The 23,530-nt window shown below is 68.6% G+C and carries 19 protein-coding genes; 6 read left to right on the top strand and 13 right to left on the bottom strand.

Translation table 11 applies throughout. The features are described from left to right. Positions 1-589 precede the first annotated feature (589 nt). Positions 590-1,504 (top strand): hypothetical protein, encoded by a 915-nt coding sequence (locus J8G10_RS09665; RefSeq protein ID WP_251443733.1) that lies wholly within the window; start codon positions 590-592, stop codon positions 1,502-1,504. A gap of 306 nt (positions 1,505-1,810) precedes the next feature. Here the strand turns inward: J8G10_RS09665 and dnaB are convergent, their stop codons facing one another. From dnaB to rpsF, 6 genes are all read right to left on the bottom strand, one after another. Further along, complete coding sequence (gene dnaB / locus J8G10_RS09670; RefSeq protein ID WP_251444360.1) at positions 1,811-4,318, bottom strand: replicative DNA helicase; 2,508 nt, start codon at positions 4,316-4,318, stop codon at positions 1,811-1,813. A gap of 582 nt (positions 4,319-4,900) precedes the next feature. Next, positions 4,901-5,659, bottom strand: a complete 759-nt coding sequence (locus J8G10_RS09675; RefSeq protein WP_251443736.1) for a hypothetical protein — start codon at positions 5,657-5,659, stop codon at positions 4,901-4,903. A 101-nt stretch (positions 5,660-5,760) separates the two neighbouring features. Beyond that, positions 5,761-6,213 (bottom strand): 50S ribosomal protein L9, encoded by a 453-nt coding sequence (gene rplI, locus J8G10_RS09680; RefSeq protein WP_251443739.1) that lies wholly within the window; start codon positions 6,211-6,213, stop codon positions 5,761-5,763. An 11-nt stretch (positions 6,214-6,224) separates the two neighbouring features. Next, positions 6,225-6,479, bottom strand: coding sequence for a 30S ribosomal protein S18 (gene rpsR, locus J8G10_RS09685; protein ID WP_071641238.1), 255 nt, complete (start codon positions 6,477-6,479; stop codon positions 6,225-6,227). A gap of 65 nt (positions 6,480-6,544) precedes the next feature. Next, the gene (locus J8G10_RS09690; RefSeq protein WP_251443742.1) at positions 6,545-7,063 is read right to left on the bottom strand and encodes a single-stranded DNA-binding protein; all 519 of its coding nucleotides are present in this window, start codon (positions 7,061-7,063) and stop codon (positions 6,545-6,547) included. A gap of 5 nt (positions 7,064-7,068) precedes the next feature. Then, positions 7,069-7,434 (bottom strand): 30S ribosomal protein S6, encoded by a 366-nt coding sequence (gene rpsF / locus J8G10_RS09695; RefSeq protein ID WP_233310867.1) that lies wholly within the window; start codon positions 7,432-7,434, stop codon positions 7,069-7,071. Positions 7,435-7,675: 241 nt separating this feature from the next. Here rpsF and J8G10_RS09700 point away from each other — a divergent pair, with 241 nt between their 5' ends. Continuing rightward, positions 7,676-8,833 (top strand): DUF3137 domain-containing protein, encoded by a 1,158-nt coding sequence (locus tag J8G10_RS09700; RefSeq protein ID WP_251443745.1) that lies wholly within the window; start codon positions 7,676-7,678, stop codon positions 8,831-8,833. A 131-nt stretch (positions 8,834-8,964) separates the two neighbouring features. Here J8G10_RS09700 and J8G10_RS09705 read toward each other — a convergent pair whose 3' ends face one another. The 5 genes from J8G10_RS09705 to J8G10_RS09725 form a co-directional block, all read right to left on the bottom strand. Beyond that, on the bottom strand, positions 8,965-10,680 hold the full coding sequence (locus tag J8G10_RS09705) for an ABC transporter ATP-binding protein (protein WP_251443748.1): 1,716 nt from the start codon (positions 10,678-10,680) through the stop codon (positions 8,965-8,967). Then, positions 10,677-11,690: an ABC transporter permease gene (locus J8G10_RS09710; protein WP_251443751.1), complete on the bottom strand. Its 1,014-nt coding sequence runs from the start codon at positions 11,688-11,690 to the stop codon at positions 10,677-10,679. The genes J8G10_RS09705 and J8G10_RS09710 overlap by 4 nt, the downstream gene beginning before the upstream one ends. Before the next feature lies 1 nt (position 11,691). Continuing rightward, positions 11,692-12,768: an ABC transporter permease gene (locus tag J8G10_RS09715; protein WP_251443753.1), complete on the bottom strand. Its 1,077-nt coding sequence runs from the start codon at positions 12,766-12,768 to the stop codon at positions 11,692-11,694. 111 nt (positions 12,769-12,879) lie between these two features. Next, positions 12,880-14,514: an ABC transporter substrate-binding protein gene (locus J8G10_RS09720; protein WP_251443755.1), complete on the bottom strand. Its 1,635-nt coding sequence runs from the start codon at positions 14,512-14,514 to the stop codon at positions 12,880-12,882. Between the two features lie 170 nt (positions 14,515-14,684). Continuing rightward, positions 14,685-15,584: an Lrp/AsnC family transcriptional regulator gene (locus J8G10_RS09725; protein ID WP_251443758.1), complete on the bottom strand. Its 900-nt coding sequence runs from the start codon at positions 15,582-15,584 to the stop codon at positions 14,685-14,687. A 211-nt stretch (positions 15,585-15,795) separates the two neighbouring features. Here J8G10_RS09725 and J8G10_RS09730 point away from each other — a divergent pair, with 211 nt between their 5' ends. Genes J8G10_RS09730 through speB form a run of 4 tightly spaced genes read left to right on the top strand, consistent with a single transcriptional unit; the run spans position 15,796 to position 21,388 of the window. Then, positions 15,796-17,118, top strand: a complete 1,323-nt coding sequence (locus J8G10_RS09730) for an MFS transporter (RefSeq protein WP_251443761.1) — start codon at positions 15,796-15,798, stop codon at positions 17,116-17,118. Further along, positions 17,115-18,785 carry an amidohydrolase gene (locus J8G10_RS09735; protein ID WP_251443763.1) on the top strand — a complete coding sequence of 557 codons (1,671 nt, stop codon included), beginning with the start codon at positions 17,115-17,117 and terminating at the stop codon, positions 18,783-18,785. The genes J8G10_RS09730 and J8G10_RS09735 overlap by 4 nt, the downstream gene beginning before the upstream one ends. A gap of 12 nt (positions 18,786-18,797) precedes the next feature. Then, positions 18,798-20,438 (top strand): thiamine pyrophosphate-binding protein, encoded by a 1,641-nt coding sequence (locus J8G10_RS09740; protein WP_251443766.1) that lies wholly within the window; start codon positions 18,798-18,800, stop codon positions 20,436-20,438. Next, entirely contained in the window at positions 20,435-21,388 is a 954-nt protein-coding gene (speB, locus tag J8G10_RS09745; RefSeq protein WP_251443769.1) for an agmatinase, read from the top strand. Before J8G10_RS09740 ends, speB begins: the two co-directional genes overlap by 4 nt. A 51-nt stretch (positions 21,389-21,439) precedes the next feature. Here speB and J8G10_RS09750 read toward each other — a convergent pair whose 3' ends face one another. Together J8G10_RS09750 and J8G10_RS09755 are read right to left on the bottom strand one after the other, a co-directional pair. After that, positions 21,440-21,820: a DUF779 domain-containing protein gene (locus tag J8G10_RS09750; RefSeq protein ID WP_251443771.1), complete on the bottom strand. Its 381-nt coding sequence runs from the start codon at positions 21,818-21,820 to the stop codon at positions 21,440-21,442. A gap of 68 nt (positions 21,821-21,888) precedes the next feature. Then, the gene (locus J8G10_RS09755; RefSeq protein ID WP_251443774.1) at positions 21,889-23,439 is read right to left on the bottom strand and encodes an aldehyde dehydrogenase family protein; all 1,551 of its coding nucleotides are present in this window, start codon (positions 23,437-23,439) and stop codon (positions 21,889-21,891) included. Positions 23,440-23,530 lie beyond the last annotated feature (91 nt).

Genomic DNA, 23,530 nt, shown 5'->3' on the forward strand with positions numbered 1-23,530 from the left:
CAGGGGGATCAACTACCTAATCCCTTTCAATGAGCACGATCGGAACTTCACCTGGCCACTCGATAACTGGATGCACAGCGTGCGCGTTCCGAACAACGATCACGTGAACGTGGCTGGAATCTGGGCCGTCGAACTTTTCCCGCCGGCCGACCTGCCCGCCCTTCGGCGATCAATTGCGCGAAACGGCTGGGACAGGCAACGACCGCTGGGAGGTGCAGATGCGGGCAACCGAGAAACACTCGCACGCGCCCGATCGGGCACTGGCACGACTTGGTGGCGAATGGCTTCTCTAGTCCGAAAGGGATCCACATGGTTTGCTCTCGACGGCATTCGGACCGATCTCCCGTCCGCGTTTGAGACCGTACAGCTTCGGGCAATCCAGGTGGGCGATGGTCTGACGGCGGTGATCGCTGAGTTCCATCTCAGCGACACCGCTTCCAATTCAGTAGATGTGGCATGGCACACCAAGCACGAACCATTCATGCGATTTCCGCGCGGGCGCAGGCCGATATCTTACGATCGCCACTGGGGAACGTTTTGGAAGGTGCAGTCTGCGAGAGTAGCTCTGCACGAGGAAGCTCGTACATGGTTGATGGACCGCCTCCCAGGATTCTTCCGGCGCCACAGAGAACCTCACCCGCTGCTCGACCTGCTCTTGTTGGACAAGTTCGATCCGACGAGAGCGGAACCCGCGAACATCTCTCGAGACACGTCCCTTCGTCGCAGAGACGCAATGCGAGCCCTCGGACTCGATCTCTTCTATCCGGATCAGTTGTTGGCTGATGATCTCCCAAAGCTCATACTCGGCTTACCGCCACGCGCCGGTTCCTACCCGGCGATGGGCGAGGCATCGACATGGAGCCTCTGGGGCAAGCGAGACGCTGTAATGAAAGCACTCGGCGATGACGCCCTTGCCGGGTACGGTGGCGACCCAAATCGTGCGATCGCCCATCGACTCGTGGATAGGATGTACAACCTGTTTGTGATGTTGGCAGTCTCCGATCTCCTCTCGGTCAGCGCTCGTGAGCAAGCCCGTATTCGAGACGAGGCGGCGAATAAGCATGGCAAGTTCAAGCCCAAAGCGCTCCGCAGCCTTCGGCGAAGTCTGCTTACTTTGAGTCTCGACCTCACGACTTTGCGGCGTGATGTCAGGGCTTTCTGGGAGCGAGATTGGTCTTGGGACGGCGACCCCAAGTTCTTCTTCACTCCAGTCGGCGGATCTCGACGAAGGAACCGAAAGGCCGGCAGCGACGAAGAGACGCGAACAGAGTTCAATGCTTCGGTCCGTGCACGTCAGGAAAGGGACTTTGCGAGACTGGTTGACTCCGACCGGGATCTTCGAGACATCCTGTCCACCGTTGCTTCTCTGGGAGCTTCCGTTGACAGCTTCAGACTCGGTCGCAGTGCCTTGTGGGTCGCCGTCGCATCACTTGCCGTCGCCATTGGCACCATGCTCGTCGCTGAGGTTGGACCAACCAGCCTCCTCGGGTGGCTTTTGCCTTGACGTCGGAAGTTACGACGTCGCATCAGATATACGGGTCAAGTACGAAGCTCCCCCGTAACGCGACGACTGCCGGCGTACTGACGACGCGACTACGAGGAGTCCAGACGGGGCTTCATTCGTTTTCATAGTTGTCAGTACTGCCAAGTGACTGCCAACTAGCGGTGGATTTTGCCAAGTTTAGTTGGAACCTACATCGCGGCTGACCTCACGAGGGCGATGCCCGAATCACGGCCGCCTCGGCAGGTGCACTGCCCCTGCCGGGGTGGCCGTCCGGTCGATCAGAGGTGGGTCCGGCGAAGCCCGGATCTAGTGGAAGTCGCCGCCGCCCTGGAAGTCGCTGGCCATGTCGGCGAAGCGCGAGAAGTGGCCCTGGAAGGCGACCTGGATGGTCGCGGTGGGGCCGTTTCGGTGCTTGGCGACGATGAGGTCGGCCTCGCCCGGGCGCACGTCCTTGTCGTAGACGGAGTCGCGGTGCAGCAGGATCACCATGTCGGCGTCCTGCTCGATGGATCCCGACTCGCGCAGGTCGCTGATCGCGGGCTTCTTGTCCTGCCGCTGCTCGGAGCCACGGTTCAGCTGCGAGAGCGCGATCACCGGCACCTGCAGCTCCTTCGCGAGCAGCTTCAGGGCACGCGAGAACTCGGAGACCTCCTGCTGACGCGACTCGACTTTCTTGCCGCTCGTCATCAGCTGCAGGTAGTCGATGACGACCATCCGCAGGCCGACGCGCTGCTTGAGCCGGCGGCACTTCGCGCGGATCTCGACGAGCGTCATATTCGGGCTGTCGTCGATGTAGAGCGGGGCGTCGTTGATGCGTCCGCGGGTCGAGGCGACGGTCGTCCAGTCGCGCTGGTCGAGCGTGCCCTTGCGGAGGTTCTGCAGGGGCACGGCCCCCTCCGCGCTGAGCAGGCGCATGGCGATCTCCGCCTTGCCCATCTCGAGCGAGAAGAAGATGGAGGGCTGGTTGTGCCCGATCGAGGCCGCACGGGCGAAGTCGAGCGCGAGGGTCGAGTTGTGGGTCGGGATCATCGACTCACCCGCGAGGTAGAGGTGATCGTCGTTGTCGACCTGAACGCAGCGCACCGGGACGCTCTCGATTCGACGCACTGCCTTCACGTAGCGGCGACCGATGCGCAGCGTGCTCGACGGGCGCTCTTGAGCATGTGCGATCCGCTTGCGCTCGACCCGGAACACGTCGTCGACCGTGGAGAAGTTCAGGATGTACGCCGTCGACGACTCCTCTGTGCGCCCAGGCACACGCTTCGTCGTGCGCCCGCAGCGGTAACCGAGGCTGACGACGAGCTCATAGACGGAGTCGGCCAGACGCTTGCTCGTCACGGTGAACTGACAGGATCCGACGCCCTTGACGATGGTCCCGTCGGTATCCATCAGTCCCGCGAGCAATGCGCGGCGCTGGGCTTCCGAAGCACGCAGATACCGGGTCGGCACGTGCTTGTCGCCGAGCACACCGACCTTCCGCAGCAGTGCGGCAAAGCTGCCGTGGTCACGGTGACATGTATCGCAGCGCTGTGCCTCGCCCGAGTACCGCTCGCCGCAGTCCGGGCACGTCAGACGCTCCGGATGCGCACCCTTGTTCTTCGGGCCGCACGTGCGGCCGCACGTGTTCACGTTCGGATGCCGGGCGACGAACTCGGTTCCGCAGACATCGCAGTGCTTGACGAGCGCCACCCGCTCGGCGAGCTTGAGCGAATACAGCATGCCTCCGCGGGGCTCCGCGCGCACGCCCGCGTCCTCGACGAGCAGCGGGATCTCATCGGTCTCGCTGGTGATCCGCGCCGAGGCGCTGTGCCCGTCTCCGAGCCACGCTCCCAGTGCGTACGGGGGGATCGGCAGTTCGGCATCCACGGCGCGCAAGGGCGCCGCATTTGCGATGGAATGGTTCGCCCGCCGGTCGGCGCCCACGGTGAGCGTCTCGAGGATCTGCTCGGTGGTCACCGTCGCAGCAGCGCCCGCCGATGAGCGGCGCGAGGACCGCGTCTCGGTCAACCACTGGTGCTGCGCGTCGGCGATGATCGTGGACCCGTCGGAGAACTCGACCTCGTAGCAAGGGCGATCGAGCATCACGTCGGTCGCAGCGACGACGCTGGTGGGGTGCCCATCGGCGCCGTACAGGTAGTCGCCGACCTGCACTTCGCCCATTGTCGTCCACCCCGTCGGAGTGGCGAGCGGCGTATCCAGCGCGAGCGCCTTTCCCATGGCGGGGCGGGCCGCGACGACGATCATCTGACCGCCGTGCAGGCCGTTGGTGAGCTCGTCGAGCTCGCGGAATCCCGTCGGCACGCCCGTCATGGATCCGTCGCGGCCGCTCGCGGCCTCCATCTCCTCGACCGCCGCGTCGACGGCCACGGTGAGCGGCACGTAGTCCTCGGCCTGCTCCGTGCCGGTGACCGAATAGATCTCGGCCTGCGCGCTGTTGACGAGGTCGGTGGCGTCGCCCTGCCCGTCGTAGCCCATCTGCACGATGCGGGTGCCGGCGTCGACGAGCTTGCGCAGGATCGCGCGCTCCGAGACGATCCCGGCGTAGAAGCCCGCATTCGCTGCGGTCGGCACGATCGACGTCAGCGAGTGCAGATAGTCGGCGCCGCCCGCGCGGGACAGGTTGCCCGTCTTGATGAGCTCGTCGGTGACGGCGATGACGTCGGTCGGCTCGCCGTGCGAGTACAGCGAGAGGATCGCGTCGAAGATCAGCTCGTGCTTGGGGATGTAGAAGTCGGCGCCGCGCAGGGACTCGATGACGTCGGCGACCGCGTCCTTGGAGAGCAGCATGCCGCCGAGCGTGGACTGCTCGGCCATCAGGTCGTGCGGAGGGGTCCGTTCAGGCCTCCGCTCGCCACCGAGCCGCTCTTCGGCGATGTCCGCGATCGACACGCGCGCCCCCTTCTCCTACCCCACCGGCTGTGCGCAAGGCCCGGTCGGGATCCGGCCTCGCGGGGTTGATCTCCCCGTGGGCACATCGCATCACAGACCACCGACATCGGGTTGCTGGACCACGCTACCCGCCCGCGCGGAGAGCCTGTGGATAACTCTGTGGAGGAATTGCGCGTAAGTCGGGAGAGTCTGTGCAGAACACCTGGGGATAACTGTGGGGAGTCTTTCGGCTCTGAACTTTTTTATGCTAGTTGATCTGGGATTATCCGTTTCCCCACCCTGTGGATGAGAATCTGTTTAAAGTCCCTCTTTAAGGTTCGTCGAGCGCTGTGCGGATGTGTACAACCTGGGGAGGAAACTCATGCTCGGGGCGCTTTGTCAAGTCGGCCGTTCGGCGGGAGTGGCGACGCTCGAAGGAGCAGTCCGGACAGCCGAGAGCGCGCCGACGCGCACGGGTTCACCGCGTGTCCCGAGGCGATCCCGGCTCGGCGCGGGCCCGCCCGGCGGCTAGGGCTTGGAGGACACGATCTGCACGCCGTCGGGGAGCGGAGCGCCCATGAGGGCGGCGTACTGCTCGGCCTTCGTCCGGTCGAACCCGCCGGAGATCTGCACCGATGTGGAGAGCGACTGCCCGCACTCGAGCTGCACGGAGGGTGCGGTGAGCAGCTTCCCGTCCAGCAGGATGGCCATGCGCTTGAGGGCCGGATCCTCCTCGCACGCGGCCTTGCCGGAGAGGGCAGCGAAGGCATCCGCGCCGCTCTCGGTGAAGTCGACCTGCACGCCCCACTGATTCTGCACATCCACCGCCTTCACCGTGTCGAGATCCTTGTCACCGACGCCCACCGGGCCCAGCCGCAGCACCTCCTGCTCCTCGGTCATGGCAGTGCATCGCTCCGCGGCTTGCGTGCAGTCTCCCGATCCCGCGGCATCCTCGCCGACGGCCGTCACCGGGCGGATCGCGAACTCCCCCGGCGCCTGGAAGAGGTCCTCCCTGACCTCGACCTCGGCGCCGCCCGTCTTCGGCGGGGTGTAGCGCACGGCCACCCTGTCGCCATCGGTGCCGATACTGCGCTCGGTGATGCCGGCGACGTCCAGCCGATGCCCGAGCTGTCTCGCAACCGTGTCGGCTTTGCCAGCGGGCACCCTCAGCACCACCTCGTGTGTGAGCGCGGGAGCGCTGAAGGGCAGCCCCGTGCAGCCCGCCAGCACCAGGACTCCGGCGGCGAGGACGAAGGCGAGGATGCCGGAACGGATCGAGCGGCTCATGCCCCGGAGCCTAACCCTGCGGACCGCGCACCGCACCCGTGCCCCGGCACGCGAAAGGGGCCGCCTCCCGGAGGAGACGGCCCCTGACAGGGAGTCGGCACTTACTTGGCGGCGACGACCTGCAGCGTGATCACAGCGGTCACGTCGTCGTGCAGACGGACGGTGGCCTCGTGGTCGCCGACCGACTTGATCGGCGAGGTGATGTGCACCTTGCGCTTGTCGATCGCACCGATGCCCGCGGCCTCGACGGCGGCGGCGACATCGGCGGTCTTGACCGAGCCGAACAGACGGCCCTCAGCGCCCGCCTTGACGGCGAGACGGACCTTGGCGGCCTCGATGGCGTTCTTCAGCGCCACCGCGTCGTCCAGGTCGTGGATCGCACGCGCCCGACGGGCGGCCTGGATCTGCTCGACCTGCTTCTCGCCACCGCGCGTCCACGCGACGGCGAAACCCTGCGGCACGAGGTAGTTGCGGGCGTACCCGTTCTTGACCTCGACCACGTCACCGGCGCTACCGAGCCCGGCGACCTCATTCGTGAGAATCAGCTTTGCCATGTCGGTACCCCTTAGCGGCCAGCGCCGGCGTAGGGCAGGAGAGCCATCTCGCGAGCGTTCTTGATCGCCTTGGCGATCAGACGCTGCTCCTGCACCGAGACACCGGTGATACGACGGGCGCGGATCTTTCCACGCTCCGAGATGAACTTGCGGAGGGTCGCGACGTCCTTGTAGTCGATGACACCCACGCGGATGGACTTCGCGGGAGCGGTGGGCTTGCCACCCTTCCGCGGCTTGCGGCGGTCGCCGCTCGACTTTCCAGCCATGAGTCTTCCTTACGAGAAATGGTTTTCGGATCCCTCGGGATCCGCAATCTTGGTGTTGCTTCGGGTCAGAACGGGGTGTCGTCGCCGAAGCTGCCGGGAGTGCTCCACGCGTCGGCGCTCGAGGAACCGGGCGTCGACCACGGCTCGTCCGAGCCCTTGGGCTGCGGACGACCGCCGCCGCTGCCGCCCTGACCGCCCTGGAAGTTCCCGCCGCCGTTCGAGGCGGCACGGGTGACCTGTGCGGTCGCGTAGCGGAGCGAGGGGCCGATCTCGTCGACCTCCAGCTCGATCGCCGTGCGGTTCTGGCCCTCGCGGTCCTGGTAGGAGCGCTGACGCAGGCGGCCGGTCGCGATGACCCGCATGCCCTTCGTCAGGGATCCCGCCACGTGCTCGGCGAACTCGCGCCACACGGACGCACGGAGGAACAGCGCGTCGCCGTCCTTCCACTCGTTCGCCTGGCGGTCGAAGGTGCGCGGCGTCGAGGCGATGGTGAAGTTCGCCACCGGCAGCCCGTTCTGCGTGTAGCGCAGCTCGGGGTCGGCGGTGAGGTTCCCCACCACGGTGATGACGGTCTCGCCGGCCATGATCCTTAGACCTTCGCGGCCTTGGGCTTGCGGGCGGCCTTCTCCTCGGCGCGCTTGGCCTCGGCTGCGACCATCGCCTGCGCCTCTTCGGCACGCAGAACCTTGGTGCGGAACACGAGCTCCGACAGGTTCAGCTGGCGGTCCAGCTCGTTGGTGGCCTCGCTGGTCGCGGTGAAGTTCACGACGGCGTAGATGCCCTCGGTCTTCTTGTTGATCTCGTAGGCGAAACGGCGCTTGCCCCAGATGTCGACCTTGTCAATCGAGCCACCATCGTTGGTGATGACCTTCAGGAACTTGTCGAGGTTGGGGGCAACCTGGCGCTCGTCCAGCTCGGGGGTCAGAATGACCATGAGCTCGTACTGGTGCGTCACTTACCCACCTCCTTCGGACTAGAACGGCTTCCGGGACTTTCCCGGAAGCAGGAGGGTGTTGTGCACGTGTCCGGGCACAGATGTACCCAGACAACCTGAACAGCTTAGCGGATCCACCGGAATCCGCCGAATCCGGAAGGTTGCCCGGTCGCTGGCCGACTGGGCAGCGTGACCGGCAGGCCGTCAGCCGACCACCCGTGTTCCCCCGGAGGAATCCCGCGTCTCGCAATAGCGTGAGAGGGTGAGCACTCCATCGCCCGCCGCCCCGCCCGCGTTCGACGCCCGCGCACTGACCGAACCGGTCGACCGCGTGCGGCTCGCCGCCTGGTCGCGCGAGGCCAGGGCGAGCGGCGTCGGCCCCCGCACCGGGCAGATCGTGCTCGTCCTCGTGATCGCGCTGTTCATCGCCTTCGTCGGGTTCGGCGTGGTCGGGATCTTCCTGAGCGTCGCGCTGGGCTCGTCCGGCGGCGTCGTGATGCCGCTGCTGATGCTCGTCGTCATCGGGCTCGCCGTGTGGGGCGGGATCGCCTGGTGGAACCGGCAGCTCGTGCGGGGCTACCGCCTCGCCGGGTTCGCGGCGGCGAACGGCATGGGCTACCTGCCCCGACTCGCTGATCCGCAGCTCCCGGGGATGATCTTCTCGCTCGGTCACGGTCGCGAGGCCACCGACCTCGTGCGCGGAACCGTGCCGCGCTTCGCCGAGTTCGCCAACTTCCGGTACACGACCGGATCGGGCAAGAACAGCCAGGCGCACGACTGGGGCTACATCGCGATCAAGCTCGACGTGCCGCTGCCGAACATCGTGCTGGACGCGCAGGCCAACAACGGGTTCTTCGGGACGAACCTGCCCGCGGCCTACCAGGGGCACCAGAGGCTGTCGCTCGAGGGCGACTTCGACCGGTACTTCGCGCTCTACTGCCCCGAGGGCTACGAGCAGGACGCGCTGTACCTGTTCACACCGGACATCATGGCCCGGTTCATGGACAGCGCCTCCGCCTTCGACGTCGAGATCGTCGACGACTGGCTGTTCCTCTACGCGCAGAACCGGCCGGTCAGCACCCTGGATCCGGCCGTCTGGGCGCAGATGTTCGGCGCGGTCGGGGCCGTGATCACCAAGCTGCAGCAGTGGGCGCGCTGGCGCGACGAGCGCCTGCGCGCGGCGGGCGCCGCATCGGGTCCGGGGATCCCCGGCCCGGCTGCGGCGGGACAGACCGCGGCGGCTCGCTTCGCCGGCCCGGTCACACCGACGCCCGGCGAGCCCGGGCGGCCGTGGGCGCCCCCGCCCGGCGTCGCACCCGAAGGACGCCGCCTGAAGCGCGCGTTCCCCTGGGCGACGGTGGTGGTGTTCGCCGTCGCCATCGGAGGCTGGATCGTGTTCCGCCTGGTGCTCGGGCACTGACGCGTCGCCTGCTCCGGGGCGTCGAGCGAGACGAAGGCGAGACGAAACGCGGCGCCCTCGAGAGAGCACCGCGTTTCGTCTCCGTCGCGCCGGCGCGGGGTCGACGCTCGACGACCCCGACCGGCGGCGGGTCAGGCGCCTCGGCGCACCGCCTGCCAGAGCGCTCGGCGCTCGGCCTGCTCCACGGGATCCGGCACGGGAAGGGCCGCGAGCAGCTCCTTGGTGTAGGAGCTCGACGGATCGTTGAGCACCTGCGCGGTCGTGCCCTGCTCCTGGATCCGTCCCTGCCGCAGCACGATGATCCGGTCCGAGACGGCGTCGATCACGGCCAGGTCGTGACTGATGAACAGCGACGCGAAGCCGAGCTCGGCCTGCAGCTGCACGAACAGGTCCAGCACCTTCGCCTGCACCGAGACGTCCAGCGCGCTGGTGGGCTCGTCCGCGATGAGGAGCTTCGGATCCAGGGCCAGGGCGCGCGCGAGCGATGCGCGCTGACGCTGACCGCCGGACAGCTCGTGCGGGTAGCGGTCGCCGAAGCTCGTCGGCAGCCGCACCGCGTCCAGCAGCTCGTCCACACGCGCACGGGCGGCGGCGCCGCTCGTCGCCCGGCCGTGCACGACGAGGGGCTCCGCGATGCACTCCGCGATCGAGAGCAGCGGGTTGAAGCTCGTCGCCGGATCCTGGAACACGAACCCGATCTCGGGCCGGAGCGGCGCCAGCTGTCGCTGCTTGACGCCGTTCATCTCCTGGCCGAGCACGCGCAGCGATCCGCCGACCACGGTCGTGAGACCGACGACGGCGCGGCCGATCGTGGTCTTGCCCGATCCGGACTCGCCGACGAGGCCCACGACCTCGCCGGGACCGACGTGGAAGTCGATGCCCTTGACCGCGACGACCCCGCCCCGGCCGAACCGTCCGGGGTAGCCGATCTCGCAGGCCTGCGCCACGATGAGGCTGCCCTCCGGCGGCGCACCGGCGGCGCCCTCCGCGGTCGAGTCCGCCAGAGCCGACTTGCCCTGCCCGACGTGCGGCACGGCGGCGAGCAGCTCGCGGGTGTACTCCTGCCGCGGGTTCGCGAAGAGCTCGCCCACGGGCGCCTGCTCGACGATGTCGCCCCGCAGCATCACCACGACCCGGTCGGCGAGGTCGGCCACGACGCCCATGTTGTGCGTGATGAGCACGATCGTCGCGCCGAACTCGTCGCGGCAGGCGCGCAGCAGCTCGAGGATCTCGGCCTGCACCGTGACGTCGAGGGCGGTGGTCGGCTCGTCCGCGATGATGAGGCCCGCGTTCAGCACGAGGGCCATCGCGATCACGATGCGCTGCTTCTGCCCGCCCGAGAACTGGTGCGGGAAGTCGTCGACGCGCTTGTCGGGATCCGGGATGCCCACCTTGCGGAGGATCTCGACGGCCTTCGCCTTCGCCTCCTTCTTGGAGAGCCTGCCCTCGTGGTGGGCCCGCAGGCCCTCCGCGATCTGCCAGCCCACGGTGTACACGGGGTTCAGGGCCGTCGAGGGCTCCTGGAACACCATCGCGGCGTCGCGCCCGCGCATCGCGCGCAGCTTCGCCGGCGTGGCATGCACCACGTCGGTCTCGCCGCCGCGGCCGCGCACGATGACCGCACCCGACATGGTGGCGGTCTCGGGGAGCAGTCCGAGCAGGGCGTTGGCGGTGACCGTCTTGCCGGATCCGGACTCGCCGACGATCGCGAGCACCTCGCCCGCATGCGCCTGGATGTCGATGCCCTTGACCGCGTCGACGGGCTCGCCGTCGGTCGCGAAGCGCACCTTGAGCCCGCGGATCTCCGCCACATCGGGAAGGCCGGTGTTCGTCATCGTGCCGGTCATGCCGCACCTCCCGCGCGACGGCGGGTGCGCAGTCGCGGATCGCTCAGGTCGTTCAGGCTCTCGCCGACGAGGGTGATGCCGAGCACCACCAGCACGATCGCGAGGCCGGGGAAGATGGACGTCCACCAGATGCCGCTGGTGACGTCCGCGACGGCGCGGTTGAGGTCGTAGCCCCACTCCGCGGCCGAGGTCGCCTCGATCCCGAAGCCGAGGAAGCCGAGTCCGGCGAGGGTCAGCAGCGCCTCGGAGGCGTTGAGCGTGATCACCACCGGCAGCGAGCGCGTGGAGTTGCGCAGCACGTGACGGATCAGGATCCTGCGGGTCGGCACGCCGATGACCTTCGCCGACTCGACGAACGGCTCGGCGCGCACCCGCACCACCTCGGCGCGGATGACGCGGAAGTACTGCGGCACGAACACCACGGTGATCGACAGCGCCGTGGCCATGATGCCGGACCACAGGCTCGACTGGCCGTGGCTGATCACGATCGACATGACGATGGCGAGCAGCAGGGACGGGAAGGCGTAGATCGCATCCGCGATCACCACGAGCGTCCGGTCGAGCCAGCCGCCGAAGTAGCCGGACAGCAGACCCAGGGCGATCCCGACGAAGATCGAGCAGGCGATCGCGGCCAGGATCACGAGCAGTGCCGTCTGGGATCCCCAGATCACGCGCGAGAGCACATCGAAGCCGCTGACCGTGGTGCCCAGGAGGTTGGTGGCGCTCGGCGGCTGCTGCGTGCCGAACTTCACGCCGTTCACGGACTGCTGCGCCCACGAGTACGGGGCGAGGACGGGCGCCAGGATGGCGACCAGCACGAAGAGGCCGGTGATGACGAGGCCGGTGATGAGCATGCCGCGCTGCAGCCCGACGCTCTGACGCAGCTGCGAGATCACGGGGATCCGCTCGCTCCAGCGGCGCTTGCGCGGCGCCTGGGCCGCGAGCGCCTCGGTCTTCGGGGTGGGCAGATCGCGGTCGATCACGGGTTCGGGGGTGTTGTCGACGGTCATCTCAGTACCTCACCCGCGGGTCGATCATGGCGGCGACGATGTCGACGATGAAGTTGGTCACCGCGACGATGACCGCGATCATGACGACGATGCCCTGCACGGCGACGAAGTCGCGCGCCTTCAGGTACTCGCTGAGCATGAAGCCGATGCCCTTCCACTCGAAGGTCGTCTCGGTCAGCACGGCTCCTGCGAGCAGCATCGCGATCTGCAGCCCCATCACCGTGATGATCGGGATCAGCGCCGGGCGGAACGCGTGCTTGGTGACCAGGCGGTACTCGCTCACGCCGCGCGAGCGGCCCGAGGTCACGTACTGCTGGCCGAGGGTGCCGATCACGTTCGTGCGGATCAGCCGCAGGAACACGCCCGCGGTGAGCAGCCCGAGCGCGAGCGCGGGCAGGACCGCGTGCCACAGCACGTCGAGGATGGCGGGCCCGTTGCCCAGGCGGATCGCGTCGAGCAGGTAGATCCCCGTCGGGGTGCTCACGCCGCTCATCAGCAGCTCGGTCTGGGTGCTCGCGCGCCCCGAGACCGGCATCCAGCCGAGCCAGACCGAGAAGACCAGCTTCAGCAGCAGGCCGACGAAGAAGATCGGCGTCGCGTACGCGAGGATCGCCATGATCCGCAGCGACGCGTCCTGCCACTTGTCGCGGCGGTGCGCGGCGATGAGGCCGAGGGGGATCGAGACCGCGAAGGCGACGATGAGCGCATAGATCGCGAGTTCGAGGGTGGCGGATCCGTAGGTCAGCAGCACCGTGGTGACCTTCTGGCCATCCGTGATGGTGGTGCCGAAGTCTCCGCGGAGGATGTTGCCGAGGTATTCGAAGTACTGGATGAGCACGGGCCGGTCGTAGCCGGCCTCGTGCACGCGCTGCGCCAGCTGCGCTGCGGGCAGGCGTCCGCCGAGGGCGGCGGTGATGGGATCGCCGGTGATCCGCATCAGGAAGAAGACCAGGGTGACCAGGATGAGGACGGTGGGGATGATCAGCACGAGGCGGATCAGGATGTAGCGCCACAGTCCTCCTCCGGAGGACTTCGGGCGCGTCGCCGCGGGATCTGCGGCGAGGACATCAACGGCCATGGAGAACCTTTGTGAGGAGATCGGGAGCGATGGTCCCCGAGCCCGTGGAAGGGCCCGGAGACGAAGACGGGGCACCGTCGCGTGTGCGGCGGTGCCCCGTCTGAAGGTGCGCTACTTCGTCAGCGGCGCGTAGCGGAACTTGAACGAGGCGTCGAGGGTCGCACCCGAGACGCCGGAGCCCACGACCGCGATCTGCTTGCCCTGGAGGATCGGCAGGGTCGACAGGTCCTTCGCGACCATGTCCTGGATCTGAGCCAGGTCGGCCATGCGCTTGTCCTTGTCGGTCTCGGTCTGAGACTTCACGATGAGGTCGTTGACCGCCGGGTTGTCGTAGTGGTTGCCGAGGAAGTTCTCCTTGAGGAAGAACGGCGACAGGTAGTTGTCGGCGTCGGAGTAGTCCGGGAACCAGCCGAGCTGGTACTCGGGGTACACGTCCGCCGTGCGGTCCTTGGAGTACTGGGTCCACTCGGTGCTCTGCAGGTTGACGGTGAACAGGCCGCCCTCCTCCAGCTGTGCCTTGTAGGCCGCGTACTCGTCACCCGAGGACGGGCCGTAGTGGTCGCCGTTGTACTGCAGGTTCAGGGTGACCGGGGTGGTCACGCCGGCGTCCGCGAGGACCTTCTTCGCCTTGTCGAGCGACGGACCGCCGTTGCCGTCTCCGTACATCGACTTCAGCGGCGTGGTGGCGCCGGACATGCCGTCCGCGACGAACGAGTACAGCGGGCTGTAGGTGTCCTTGTAGACGTCCTTCGCCACGGCCGCGCGGTCGATGAGGTCGGCCGCGGCCTGGCGCACGGCCTGCGCCTTGGCCGGGTCGGCCTCGGGCGTGGTCGCGCCGAACGGCATGGTGTTGAAGTTGAAGACGATGTAGCGGATCTCGCCACCCGGGCCCTCGACGAGCTTGACCTTCTTGTTCTTGCTGAGGTCCTCGGTGTCGGTGGCCGACAGGCTGCGGTACGCCACGTCGATGTCGCCGTTGCCGATCGCGAGCTTCAGGTTCGAGGCGTCGGCGAAGTACTTGACGTTGACCTGGCTGTTGGCGGCCTTGCCCAGCTCGCCCTCGTAGCCGGCGTACGGCTTGTAGGAGATGAGCTGGTTCTTCTTGTAGTCGGTGATCTCGTACTGACCGGCGAAGGCCTTGCCCTTGACGATGGTGTCGTCGTCGGTGACCTTGTCGGCGGAGAAGACCTTCTCATCGACGATGGGCGCCGCCGGGCTGGAGAGGATCAGCGGCCAGATCTGGTCGTTGCCGTTCTTCAGCGTGAAGACGACCGTGGTCGGGTCCGGCGCAGCGGTGCTGTCCAGGTTGCCGAGCAGCGCCGCCGGGCCGTTGGGGTCGTTGATCTTGACCATGCGGTCGAAGGAGAACTTCACCGACGCGGAGGTCAGCGGGTCGCCGTTGGCGAACTTCAGACCCTTCTTGAGCTTCACCGTGTACTCGGTCGGGGAGGTGAACTCCGCCGACTCGGCGATGTCGGGGGTGACCTCCGCCGTGCCGTACTTGCTGTTCATCAGGAAGGGGTAGATCTGGTTCATCACGGCGAAGGAGCCGTTGTCGTACGAACCAGCCGGGTCGAGGAACGTGATCTTGTCGGTCGTGCCGACCGTGATCGTGCTGCCGGAGGATCCTCCGGTCGACCCCCCGCCGCCCGTGCTGCTCGTCGCGCAGCCCGCGAGCACGAGGGCTGTGGCGCCGAGCGCGCCGATGGCGAGACCGAGACGGCCTCGAGTGCTGTGGAATGACATATACACCTCTGTATCGGTTCCGTGGCCGCGCTTCAGTGCGACCGCAACATCCATGGCCGTCAGGGTTCACGGCGCACGGGACACCCGATTGTATGCACGCCTGCGCATTTCTCGGGAGATCCGAGTCCGAGACGTGACCTCCGCCGGAGATCTTCCTGCCGCGGATCCGCTCACGCCTCCGAGCCGTGCGGGAACTGGCGCGCGTAGTCCTCCTTGAGCACGGCGAGGTGCAGCCAGGCCTCGGTGTGGGACACCCCGGGCAGGGAGCGCAGCTGTTCGAGGCCCGCGTGCAGCGCCCCCGGCGTCGGCTCCACGAACGTGATCACAGCGTCGAAACGGCCGATCGTGCGGGCGGCGAAGTCCACGCCGGGCCAGGTGCGCACCACCGAGAGCACGGCGTCGTCGTCGCCCAGCAGGCTGAGCCCCACGCCCATCGACTGCCTCCGGTGCGCGGGACCACGCGCCTCCACGGCTCCGATCTGGATGACGTGCGCCGCGCGGAGCCGCTGGACCCGGGTCGCGACCGCGGACGGCGACAGCCGCACGACCTCGCCGAGGGCGCGGAAGCTGATCCGTCCGTCCTCCTGCAGCAGCTCGATGAGCGCGGTGTCGGTCTCGTCCAGCACGACGTCGCCGCGATAGCTCGAGACGAACGGGCCCTTCACGACCGAGGTGTAGACGAGGGTGTTCACATCGAGCACCTGCGGGATCGCCCTGATGTCCTCGATCACCGCGTGCAGCTCCGGCATCGTGCCGAGACGCACCTCCGCCACCAGGTCGTAGACGCCGCCGATCGCCGACACGAACACGGTCTCCTCCCGCGCCTGGAGCGCCGCGGCGACTCCGGCGCTCGCGCCGGCCGTGCGGATCGAGACGTGCGCGATCACGTGCTGTCCGAGGAAGAACGGATCCACCGCGCCGATGATGCGGATCGTCCGATCGTCCAGCAGCAGGCGCAGGCGCGACGCCACCGCGGTCCTCGTCTGACCCAGTGCCGCCGCGAGCGAGCGGATGCTCGCCCGCCCGTCCTCACGGAGCGCGCGGATGAGTTCTGCGTCGAAATCGGACATGATTCAGGCGATCCCCGACTTTCCCGGTTTGGATTCCGAAGCTGTCACAATCGCAGTCATGACCCGGTTCACGTCGCGGAACGGAGTCAGGATGCGCACAACTGCGAACAATACTCCAGCCCACAGGCTCGCGGACGCAACTTTTGACGTTGCACGGGCTCGAATCCGCCCCTAGCATCCTTCGCATCCCTGACACCGCAAAGGAGCGGGCATGACCTCCACCCACACCAAGGCCCGGCGCGCCGGGCTCGCGGCCTTCGTAGGCACCACGATCGAGTGGTACGACTTCTACGTCTACGCCACGGCGGCGGCGCTCGTCTTCGGCCCGCTGTTCTTCCCCAGCAAGGACCCGCTCGCCGAGACCTCTGCGGCCTTCGCCACCTTCGCGGTGGCCTTCCTCGTCCGCCCGATCGGCGGGATCCTGTTCGGCCACATCGGCGACAAGCTCGGCCGCCGGGTGTCGCTCGTCATCACCCTGCTGCTCATGGGCGCCTCGACCGTGCTCGTCGGATGCCTGCCCACCTATGAGAACGTGGGCATCCTGGCCCCGATCCTGCTGATCCTGCTGCGCGCGCTCCAGGGCCTCGCCGTCGGCGGCGAATGGGGCGGCGCCGTGCTCATGAGCGTCGAGCACGCCCCGGAGAAGTCGAAGACCTTCTACGGCGGGTTCACCCAGCTCGGAAACCCGGCCGGCGCCCTGCTCGCCTCGGGCATCTTCGCCATCATGTCGCGAGGCGGAGAGGACTTCATCCGGAACGGTGGCTGGCGCATCCCGTTCCTGCTCTCGATCGTGCTCATCGCGGTCGGCTTCTGGGTGCGGTACCGCGTCGAGGAGTCCCCGGTCTTCGAGGAGAAGATCGAGGGTCGCAAGCAGTCGATGCCGCTGGCCTTCGCGCTGCGCGCGAACTGGCGGCCGATCCTGCTGGGCATCGGGATCCTGCCGATCTCGACCGGCGGTTACTACCTCGCGACCACGTTCGCCACCGCCTACGCGACCGGCGCCCCGATCTCGATCAGCGAGCAGGTGATCCTCGACGCGATGACGATCGCCTCGTTCGTGGAGTTCGTGGTCACGCTCCCCGTCGCCTGGCTGGGCGACAAGTGGGGCCGCAAGAACGTGATGTACATCGGCCTGATCACGTCCGTGCTGACGTTCGCGCCGTTCCTGCTGCTCATGCCGGGCAGGGTCGAGCCGCTCATCTTCCTCTTCGCCTCGCTCGTGCGCATCGCCATGAGCGCGACGTACGCGCCGATCGCCGCGATCCTCGCGCAGATGTTCCGGCCGCAGGCCCGCTACACCTCGATCGCACTCTCCTACGGCGTCGGCGCCGCGGTGTGGGCCGGCTTCTCGCCCTGGTTCGCGACGCAGCTCGTCGCCTGGACCGGCAGCGTCTGGTCGGTCATCGCGATGTTCGTCGGAATGGCCGTGCTCGCCGGGATCTGCACCCGGCTGGCGCCGCAGCACTCCGACGCCGCCCCGGTCACCGACTCCTTCACCCCCCGTACCGACACCACCGCGAACAGGCTGCCATGAGAAAGCTCGTCCCCTTCGACCAGTCGCCGCAGACGACCCCCCGGCTCGTCCTCGCCCGCGCGATCCACCTGCTCGACGCGTCCGCCACCACCGCGACGGCGATGCTCGTCGATCGCGGACGGATCATCGCCACCGGTTCCCCGGCCGAGTGCCGAGCGGTGGCGGAGGCTGCCGGCCTGACGCCGGAGCAGGTCGACCTCGGCGATGCGACGATCGTGCCCGGCTTCATCGACGCCCACGCGCACCCGCTCATGTACGGCCAGATGATGACGTGGGTGGACTGCGGTCCTGAGAAGGCCGCAAGCATCCCCGAGATCGTGGCCCTGCTGCAGGAGGCGGCCGCCGCGCTCCCCGCAGGGCGCCCGGTGCGCGGCTACGGTTATGAGCACCGCAATCTCGCCGAGCAGCGCCACCCCACCCGGTTCGAGCTCGACGAGGTCGCGACCGACCGCGAGGTCTACCTCATGAACGCCTCCGGGCACGGCGGCGTCGTGAACTCCTACACGCTCGAGCGCAGCGGGATCGACCGTGAGACGCCGAACCCCGCCGGCGGCGAGTTCTTCCGCGACGCCGACGGCGAGCTCACCGGCGAGCTGTCGGACGCGGCCTGCAACATCCTCACCGGCGTGCACGGCGTGAAGGTCGGACACCACGGCCCGAACTTCCACCTCGCGGACGAGCCGGAAGAGCATCTGCGCCAGCTCGACGTCGCGACCTCGCGCTTCCTCGCGGGCGGCGTCACGGCGATCGGCGACGCCCAGGTGAGTCGCCGCGAGTTCGACATGTACCTGCGGCTCGCGCAGGCCGGCCGGCTGCCGCTGCGCATCTCGATGTACCTGCTCTCGCATCTGCTCGACGAGGCGCTGGAGATGGGACTCGTCGGCCAGTTCGGCAACGCCCGCCTCAGCTTCGCGGGCATCAAGTTCTACGCCGACGGCACCCTCGGCGGCTGGACCGCCTACTTCCCCGACGGCTACGTGGGCGACCCCTGCCGCACCGGGCAGCTGTACCACGAGCCCGCCGAGTACGCCGCCCTCATCCGGCGCGCACACGCGGCAGGCCTGCAGACCGCCACGCACGCACAGTCGCCCACGGCGATCGAGATGGTCGTCTCGGCGATCGAGGCCGCGCTCGGGGAGCACCCCGACGACGACGCCCGCCACCGCATCGAGCACTGCGGGCTGCCGACCCCCGAGCAGATCGCACGCATGGCGGCGGCCGGGATCCGCCCGGTCAACCAGCCCCAGCACTACTACAACTGGGGCGAGGGCGTCGAAGAGGCGATCGGGACACCCGGCGAGCGCTTCAATCCCCTGGGCGAGTTCGAGCGCGCCGGGGTTCCCGTCACGATCTCGTCCGATGCGCCCGTCGCCGACCCGATCCCGCTCGAGGCGATCCAGGCGGCCGTGACCAGGGTCACCCGCCGCGGCCACCGCCTCGGCCCGGACGACCTGCGCATCTCCGCCCTGTCCGCCCTGCGCGCCCACACGATCGAGGGAGCCGTCTCCCTCGGCCGCGAGGACGACCTGGGCAGCCTCGAGGTCGGCAAGCTCGCCGACTTCGTCGTGCTGGACGAGGATGTGCTCGAGGCGGATCCCGAGCGGATCGGCCGGATCAGGGTGCTCGAGACCTGGGTCGACGGCGAGCCGCGGCACCGCGCGGCCTGAGGGGACGAAGAGATGACGATCGAGACCGACCCGCACGCCGACACCGCCGGCCGCGCCGTCCTGGAGACGATCCGCAACTACGGGGTGGACGCCGTGTTCGGCATCCCTGGCACGCACAACCTGGAGTTCTACCGCCCGCTCGCCGACCTGGGCTTCCGGGTCGTGACGAACCGGCACGAGCAGGGATCCGGGTACGGCGCCGACGGCTGGGCACAGCAGACCGGACTCCCCGGCGTCGTGATCACCACCTCCGGTCCCGGGCTGCAGAACGCGATGAGCGCCGTCGGCACCGCCTTCTGCGAGTCGCGTCCGCTGATCGTGCTCTCCCCCGGGGTCGCCCTCGGCGCGGAGTTCGCCGACGTCGGCACCCTGCACGAGACGAAGGATGCCTCGGCGATGGTCGGCGCCATCGCCGAGTGGTCGCGTCGCGTCGGCTCCGCCGCGGAGGCGGTCGCCGCCGTCCACGACGCGTTCACCCTGTTCCGCACCGGACGCCCGCGGCCCGTGCACATCGAGGTTCCGCTGGACGTGCTCGAGGCCCCGGCCGGGGTTCCCGCAGCCGACCGTCTCCCCCGCCCCCTTCCCGCCGCCGAGGGCGGGGACGCGGCGGCGATCGCCGAAGCCGCCGCCCTGCTCGGCGCGGCGCAGCGACCCGTCATCGTCGCCGGCGGCGGTGCGACCCGTGCCGCCGCGGCGCTGACCGCTCTCGCCGAGCGCCTCGGCGCCCCGGTGCTCACGACGCTCAACGGCAAGGGCGCGCTCGACGAGCGCCACCCGCTCTCCCTCGGCGCCAATCTGCGCCTCGCGGCGGCCCGTGCGGTCGCCGAGGACGCCGATGTGCTCCTGGTCGTGGGATCCAAGCTCGGCGAGGCCGAGCTGTGGGCGCCGCGGCTGGAGGTGCGCGGCGCGGTGGTGCGCGTCGACATCGCCGCGGGGCAGCTCGCGAAGAACCTCGACCCCGCGATCGGGATCCGCGGCGACGCCCGCGCGGTGCTGGAGCGGGTCCTGGACGCCCTGCCTCCTGCCCCGCCGCGCACGCCCGCGCTCGACGACGTCCGCGCCGGGATCCTCCGGGAGATCCGGGAGGCCGCCCCGGCGACCGTCGCACTGGCCGAGGAGATCGCCACGGCACTGCCCGACGACGCGATCGTGGCCGGCGACTCGTCGCAGATCGTCTACCTCGCCCTCGCGAACGTGCTCCGCCGCTCCGGCCCGCACGCGCTGCTGTACACGCCCACGTACGCGACGCTCGGGTACGGACTCCCCGCCGCGATCGGCGCGCGGGTCGCTCAGCCGGACCGGCCCGTCGTGGCGGTCGTCGGCGACGGTGCGCTCATGTTCGCGGTCAACGAGATCGCCACGGCGGTCGAGCAGCGCCTCGACCTCACGATCGTGTGCGTCGACAACGGCGGCTATGCGGAGATCCGACAGAACGAGGTGGATCGCGGAATGACCCCGGTCGGCGTCGACCTCGTGCAGCCGGACTGGCCCGCCCTCGCCCGCGCCTTCGGCGCCGAAGGCGAACGCGTCGAGGCCGGCGAAGATCTCGCCTCCGCGATCCGCACGGCGATCGCCGGCGGCGGTGTCCGCCTCGTGCACGTCGTGCAGCCGAACGCCCATCCCTCCCCGGAAGAACAGAAGGACCGCGCATGACCACTCCGATCGGCCCCGTCGATGCCTCCCTCACTCCCCGCTATGCGGGCTTCGCCACCTTCGCGCGCCTGCCGCGGCTCGAGGAGGTCGACCACGCCGACATCGCCGTGGTCGGCGCGCCGTTCGACTCGGGCGTGAGCTACCGTCCCGGGACGCGGTTCGGGCCCTCGCACGTGCGCGAGTCGTCGCGCCTGCTCCGCCCGTACAACCCGGCCCAGGACTTCTCGCCCTTCGCGCGGACCCAGGTCGTCGACGCCGGCGACCTCGCGCTGAATCCGTTCGACATCACCGAGGCCGTCGAGGAGACCGACCGCGCCGTGACGGCGCTCCGCGAGCGGGTGTCCCGCGTCGTCACGATCGGCGGCGACCACACCCTGGCCCTGCCCCTGCTGCGGTCGGTGGCGCGCGAGCACGGTCCGGTCGCGGTGCTGCACTTCGACGCGCACCTCGACACCTGGGACACGTACTTCGGAGCCCCGATCACGCACGGCACCCCGTTCCGCCGGGCGAGCGAGGAGGGTCTCATCGACATGACCGCCAGCTGCCACGTCGGCACCCGCGGCCCGCTCTACGACAAGAGCGACCTCGAGGACGACGCGCGTCTCGGATTCTCGATCGTCACGAGCGAGGCGATCGAGGAGCACGGGGTCGAGGCCGCGATCGAGCGGATCCTGACCCGGATCGGCGACGCACCTCTGTACGTGTCGATCGACATCGACGTGCTCGACCCCGCGCACGCCCCCGGCACCGGCACCCCCGAGGCCGGCGGACTCACCAGCCGGGAGCTCCTGCGGATCCTGCGGAGCCTGCGCGACACGAACATCGTGGGCGCCGACGTCGTCGAGGTCTCCCCCGCCTACGACCACGCCCAGCTGACCGGCATCGCCGCGAGCCACGTCGTCTACGAGCTCATCACCCTGCTGGCGATGCAGATCGACCGCACCCGCTGACACCCGGGATCCAGGGGCCGTCCGTCGCATCGACGGCCGGCCCCTTCCGGTTCAGGCCAGCGAGAAGTGCTCGAGCTCGGCCTGATCGAGCATCCGCGATCGCGTCAGGAACCTCCTGCCGGTCGGCGCCTCGACGCTGAACCCGGATCCGCGTCCGTCGACGACGTCGATCGTGAGGTGCGTGTACTTCCAATATTCGAACTGCGATTCGGACATGTAGACCGGCACCGCGTCGTGCAGGCCGACGTCGAGGGCGCCGAGGAGCACGTCGCCGGGCCCTGTGAGGAACATCCCCACCGGATAGCACATGGGTGCGGAGCCGTCGCAGCAGCCGCCGGACTGGTGGAACATCAGCGGGCCGTGCTGCGCGGTCAGCTGCCGCAGCAGCGCCGCCGCCTCGGCCGTGACGTCGACGCGATCGAACTCGGGCATCGTCCCCTCCTCTCGTGATGCGGGGCGGGCACCCTCGAGAGGTGCCCGCCCGCTCCTGGGGATCCGGATCAGAAGAAGCCCATCGGCCCCTCTGCGTACGAGACGAGGAGGTTCTTCGTCTGCTGGTAGTGGTCGAGCATCATCTTGTGGTTCTCCCGGCCGACGCCGGACTGCTTGTAGCCGCCGAACGCCGCGTGCGCGGGGTACTGGTGGTAGGTGTTCGTCCAGACGCGGCCGGCCTCGATCGCCCGGCCGGCTCGGTAGGCCGTGTCGCCGCTGCGGCTCCACACGCCGGCGCCGAGGCCGTAGAGCGTGTCGTTCGCGATCGAGATCGCGTCGTCGAAGTCGGAGAAGCTCGTCACCGACAGCACCGGCCCGAAGATCTCCTCCTGGAAGATCCGCATGTCGTTCGTGCCCTCGAACACGGTCGGCGCGACGTAGTAGCCCTCGCTGAGGTCGCCGCCGAGGTCGACCCGCTCCCCTCCGGTGAGGAGCCGCGCGCCGCCCTGCGTGCCGATGTCGATGTAGCTGAGGATCTTCTCCAGCTGGTCGTTGGACGCCTGCGCACCGATCATCGTGGTGAGATCCAGGGGGTTGCCCTGCACGACCTTCTTCACGCGCTCCAGGCCGTCGGCGAGGAAGCCGTCGTAGATCGAGCGCTGGATGAGGGCGCGGGACGGGCAGGTGCAGACCTCGCCCTGGTTGAGCGCGAACATCGTGAAGCCCTCGAGCGCCTTCTCGTAGTACGGGTCGGATGTGGAGCTCGCCACGTCCTCGAAGAAGACGTTCGGGCTCTTGCCGCCGAGCTCGAGCGTCACCGGGATGAGGTTCTGCGACGCGTACTGCATGATCAGGCGGCCCGTGGTGGTCTCACCGGTGAAGGCGACCTTGCGGATCCGCTTGTGCTGCGCGAGCGGGGCGCCGGCCTCGATGCCGAAGCCGTTGACGATGTTCACGACGCCGGCCGGCAGCAGATCGCCGATGATGTCGAAGAGGAAGAGGATCGACGCCGGGGTCTGCTCCGCCGGCTTGATCACGACGCAGTTGCCCGCGGCGAGCGCCGGGGCGAGCTTCCAGGTGGCCATGAGCAGCGGAAAGTTCCACGGGATGATCTGCCCGACCACGCCGAGCGGCTCGTGGAAGTGGTACGCCACGGTGTTCTCGTCGAGCTGGCTGATGCCGCCCTCCTGGGCGCGCAGCACGCCGGCGAAGTAGCGGAAGTGGTCGACGGCGAGGGGGATGTCGGCGGCGAGGGTCTCCCGGATCGGCTTGCCGTTCTCCCAGGTCTCGGCGATCGCGATGATCTCGAGGTTCTGCTCGATGCGGTCCGCGATCCGGTTCAGGACGTTGGCGCGCTCGGCGGGGCTGGTCTTGCCCCAGCTCGCGAACGCCTTCCATGCGACGTCGACGGCGCGGTCGATGTCCTCGCTGGTGCCGCGGCCGACCTCCGTGAACGGCTTGCCGTTGACGGGGCTGACGTTCTCGAAGTACTGGCCCTTGACGGGCTCGACGAACTCGCCGCCGATGTAGTGCCCGTAGCGCGGGCGGAAGTTCGCGAGCGCGCCCGGCTGCCCCGGGGCCGCGTAGGCGGTCGACACGCTCTCCTCGATGATGGTCATCGCGTCTCCTTCGACGTACCGCGGCTCCGATGCCGCGCGGGTGGATGTGCCTCGAAGCTAGGCGCGGGGACGTTGCGACCCCGTGCGTCAC

The sequence above is a fragment of the Microbacterium sp. USTB-Y genome (assembly GCF_023703415.1).
Lineage (GTDB): Bacteria > Actinomycetota > Actinomycetes > Actinomycetales > Microbacteriaceae > Microbacterium.

Excerpts from the sequence above, each read along its gene's own strand:
- dnaB (WP_251444360.1), bottom strand. The coding sequence starts at position 4,318 with ATGGCCGAGCAGTCCACGCTCGGCGGCATGCTGCTCTCCAAGGACGCG.
- J8G10_RS09675 (WP_251443736.1), bottom strand. The coding sequence starts at position 5,659 with ATGAGCCGCTCGATCCGTTCCGGCATCCTCGCCTTCGTCCTCGCCGCC.
- rplI (WP_251443739.1), bottom strand. The coding sequence starts at position 6,213 with ATGGCAAAGCTGATTCTCACGAATGAGGTCGCCGGGCTCGGTAGCGCC.
- rpsR (WP_071641238.1), bottom strand. The coding sequence starts at position 6,479 with ATGGCTGGAAAGTCGAGCGGCGACCGCCGCAAGCCGCGGAAGGGTGGC.
- J8G10_RS09690 (WP_251443742.1), bottom strand. The coding sequence starts at position 7,063 with ATGGCCGGCGAGACCGTCATCACCGTGGTGGGGAACCTCACCGCCGAC.
- J8G10_RS09705 (WP_251443748.1), bottom strand. The coding sequence starts at position 10,680 with ATGACCGGCACGATGACGAACACCGGCCTTCCCGATGTGGCGGAGATC.
- J8G10_RS09710 (WP_251443751.1), bottom strand. The coding sequence starts at position 11,690 with ATGACCGTCGACAACACCCCCGAACCCGTGATCGACCGCGATCTGCCC.
- J8G10_RS09715 (WP_251443753.1), bottom strand. The coding sequence starts at position 12,768 with ATGGCCGTTGATGTCCTCGCCGCAGATCCCGCGGCGACGCGCCCGAAG.
- J8G10_RS09720 (WP_251443755.1), bottom strand. The coding sequence starts at position 14,514 with ATGTCATTCCACAGCACTCGAGGCCGTCTCGGTCTCGCCATCGGCGCG.
- J8G10_RS09725 (WP_251443758.1), bottom strand. The coding sequence starts at position 15,584 with ATGTCCGATTTCGACGCAGAACTCATCCGCGCGCTCCGTGAGGACGGG.
- J8G10_RS09730 (WP_251443761.1), top strand. The coding sequence starts at position 15,796 with ATGACCTCCACCCACACCAAGGCCCGGCGCGCCGGGCTCGCGGCCTTC.
- J8G10_RS09735 (WP_251443763.1), top strand. The coding sequence starts at position 17,115 with ATGAGAAAGCTCGTCCCCTTCGACCAGTCGCCGCAGACGACCCCCCGG.
- J8G10_RS09740 (WP_251443766.1), top strand. The coding sequence starts at position 18,798 with ATGACGATCGAGACCGACCCGCACGCCGACACCGCCGGCCGCGCCGTC.
- speB (WP_251443769.1), top strand. The coding sequence starts at position 20,435 with ATGACCACTCCGATCGGCCCCGTCGATGCCTCCCTCACTCCCCGCTAT.
- J8G10_RS09750 (WP_251443771.1), bottom strand. The coding sequence starts at position 21,820 with ATGCCCGAGTTCGATCGCGTCGACGTCACGGCCGAGGCGGCGGCGCTG.
- J8G10_RS09755 (WP_251443774.1), bottom strand. The coding sequence starts at position 23,439 with ATGACCATCATCGAGGAGAGCGTGTCGACCGCCTACGCGGCCCCGGGG.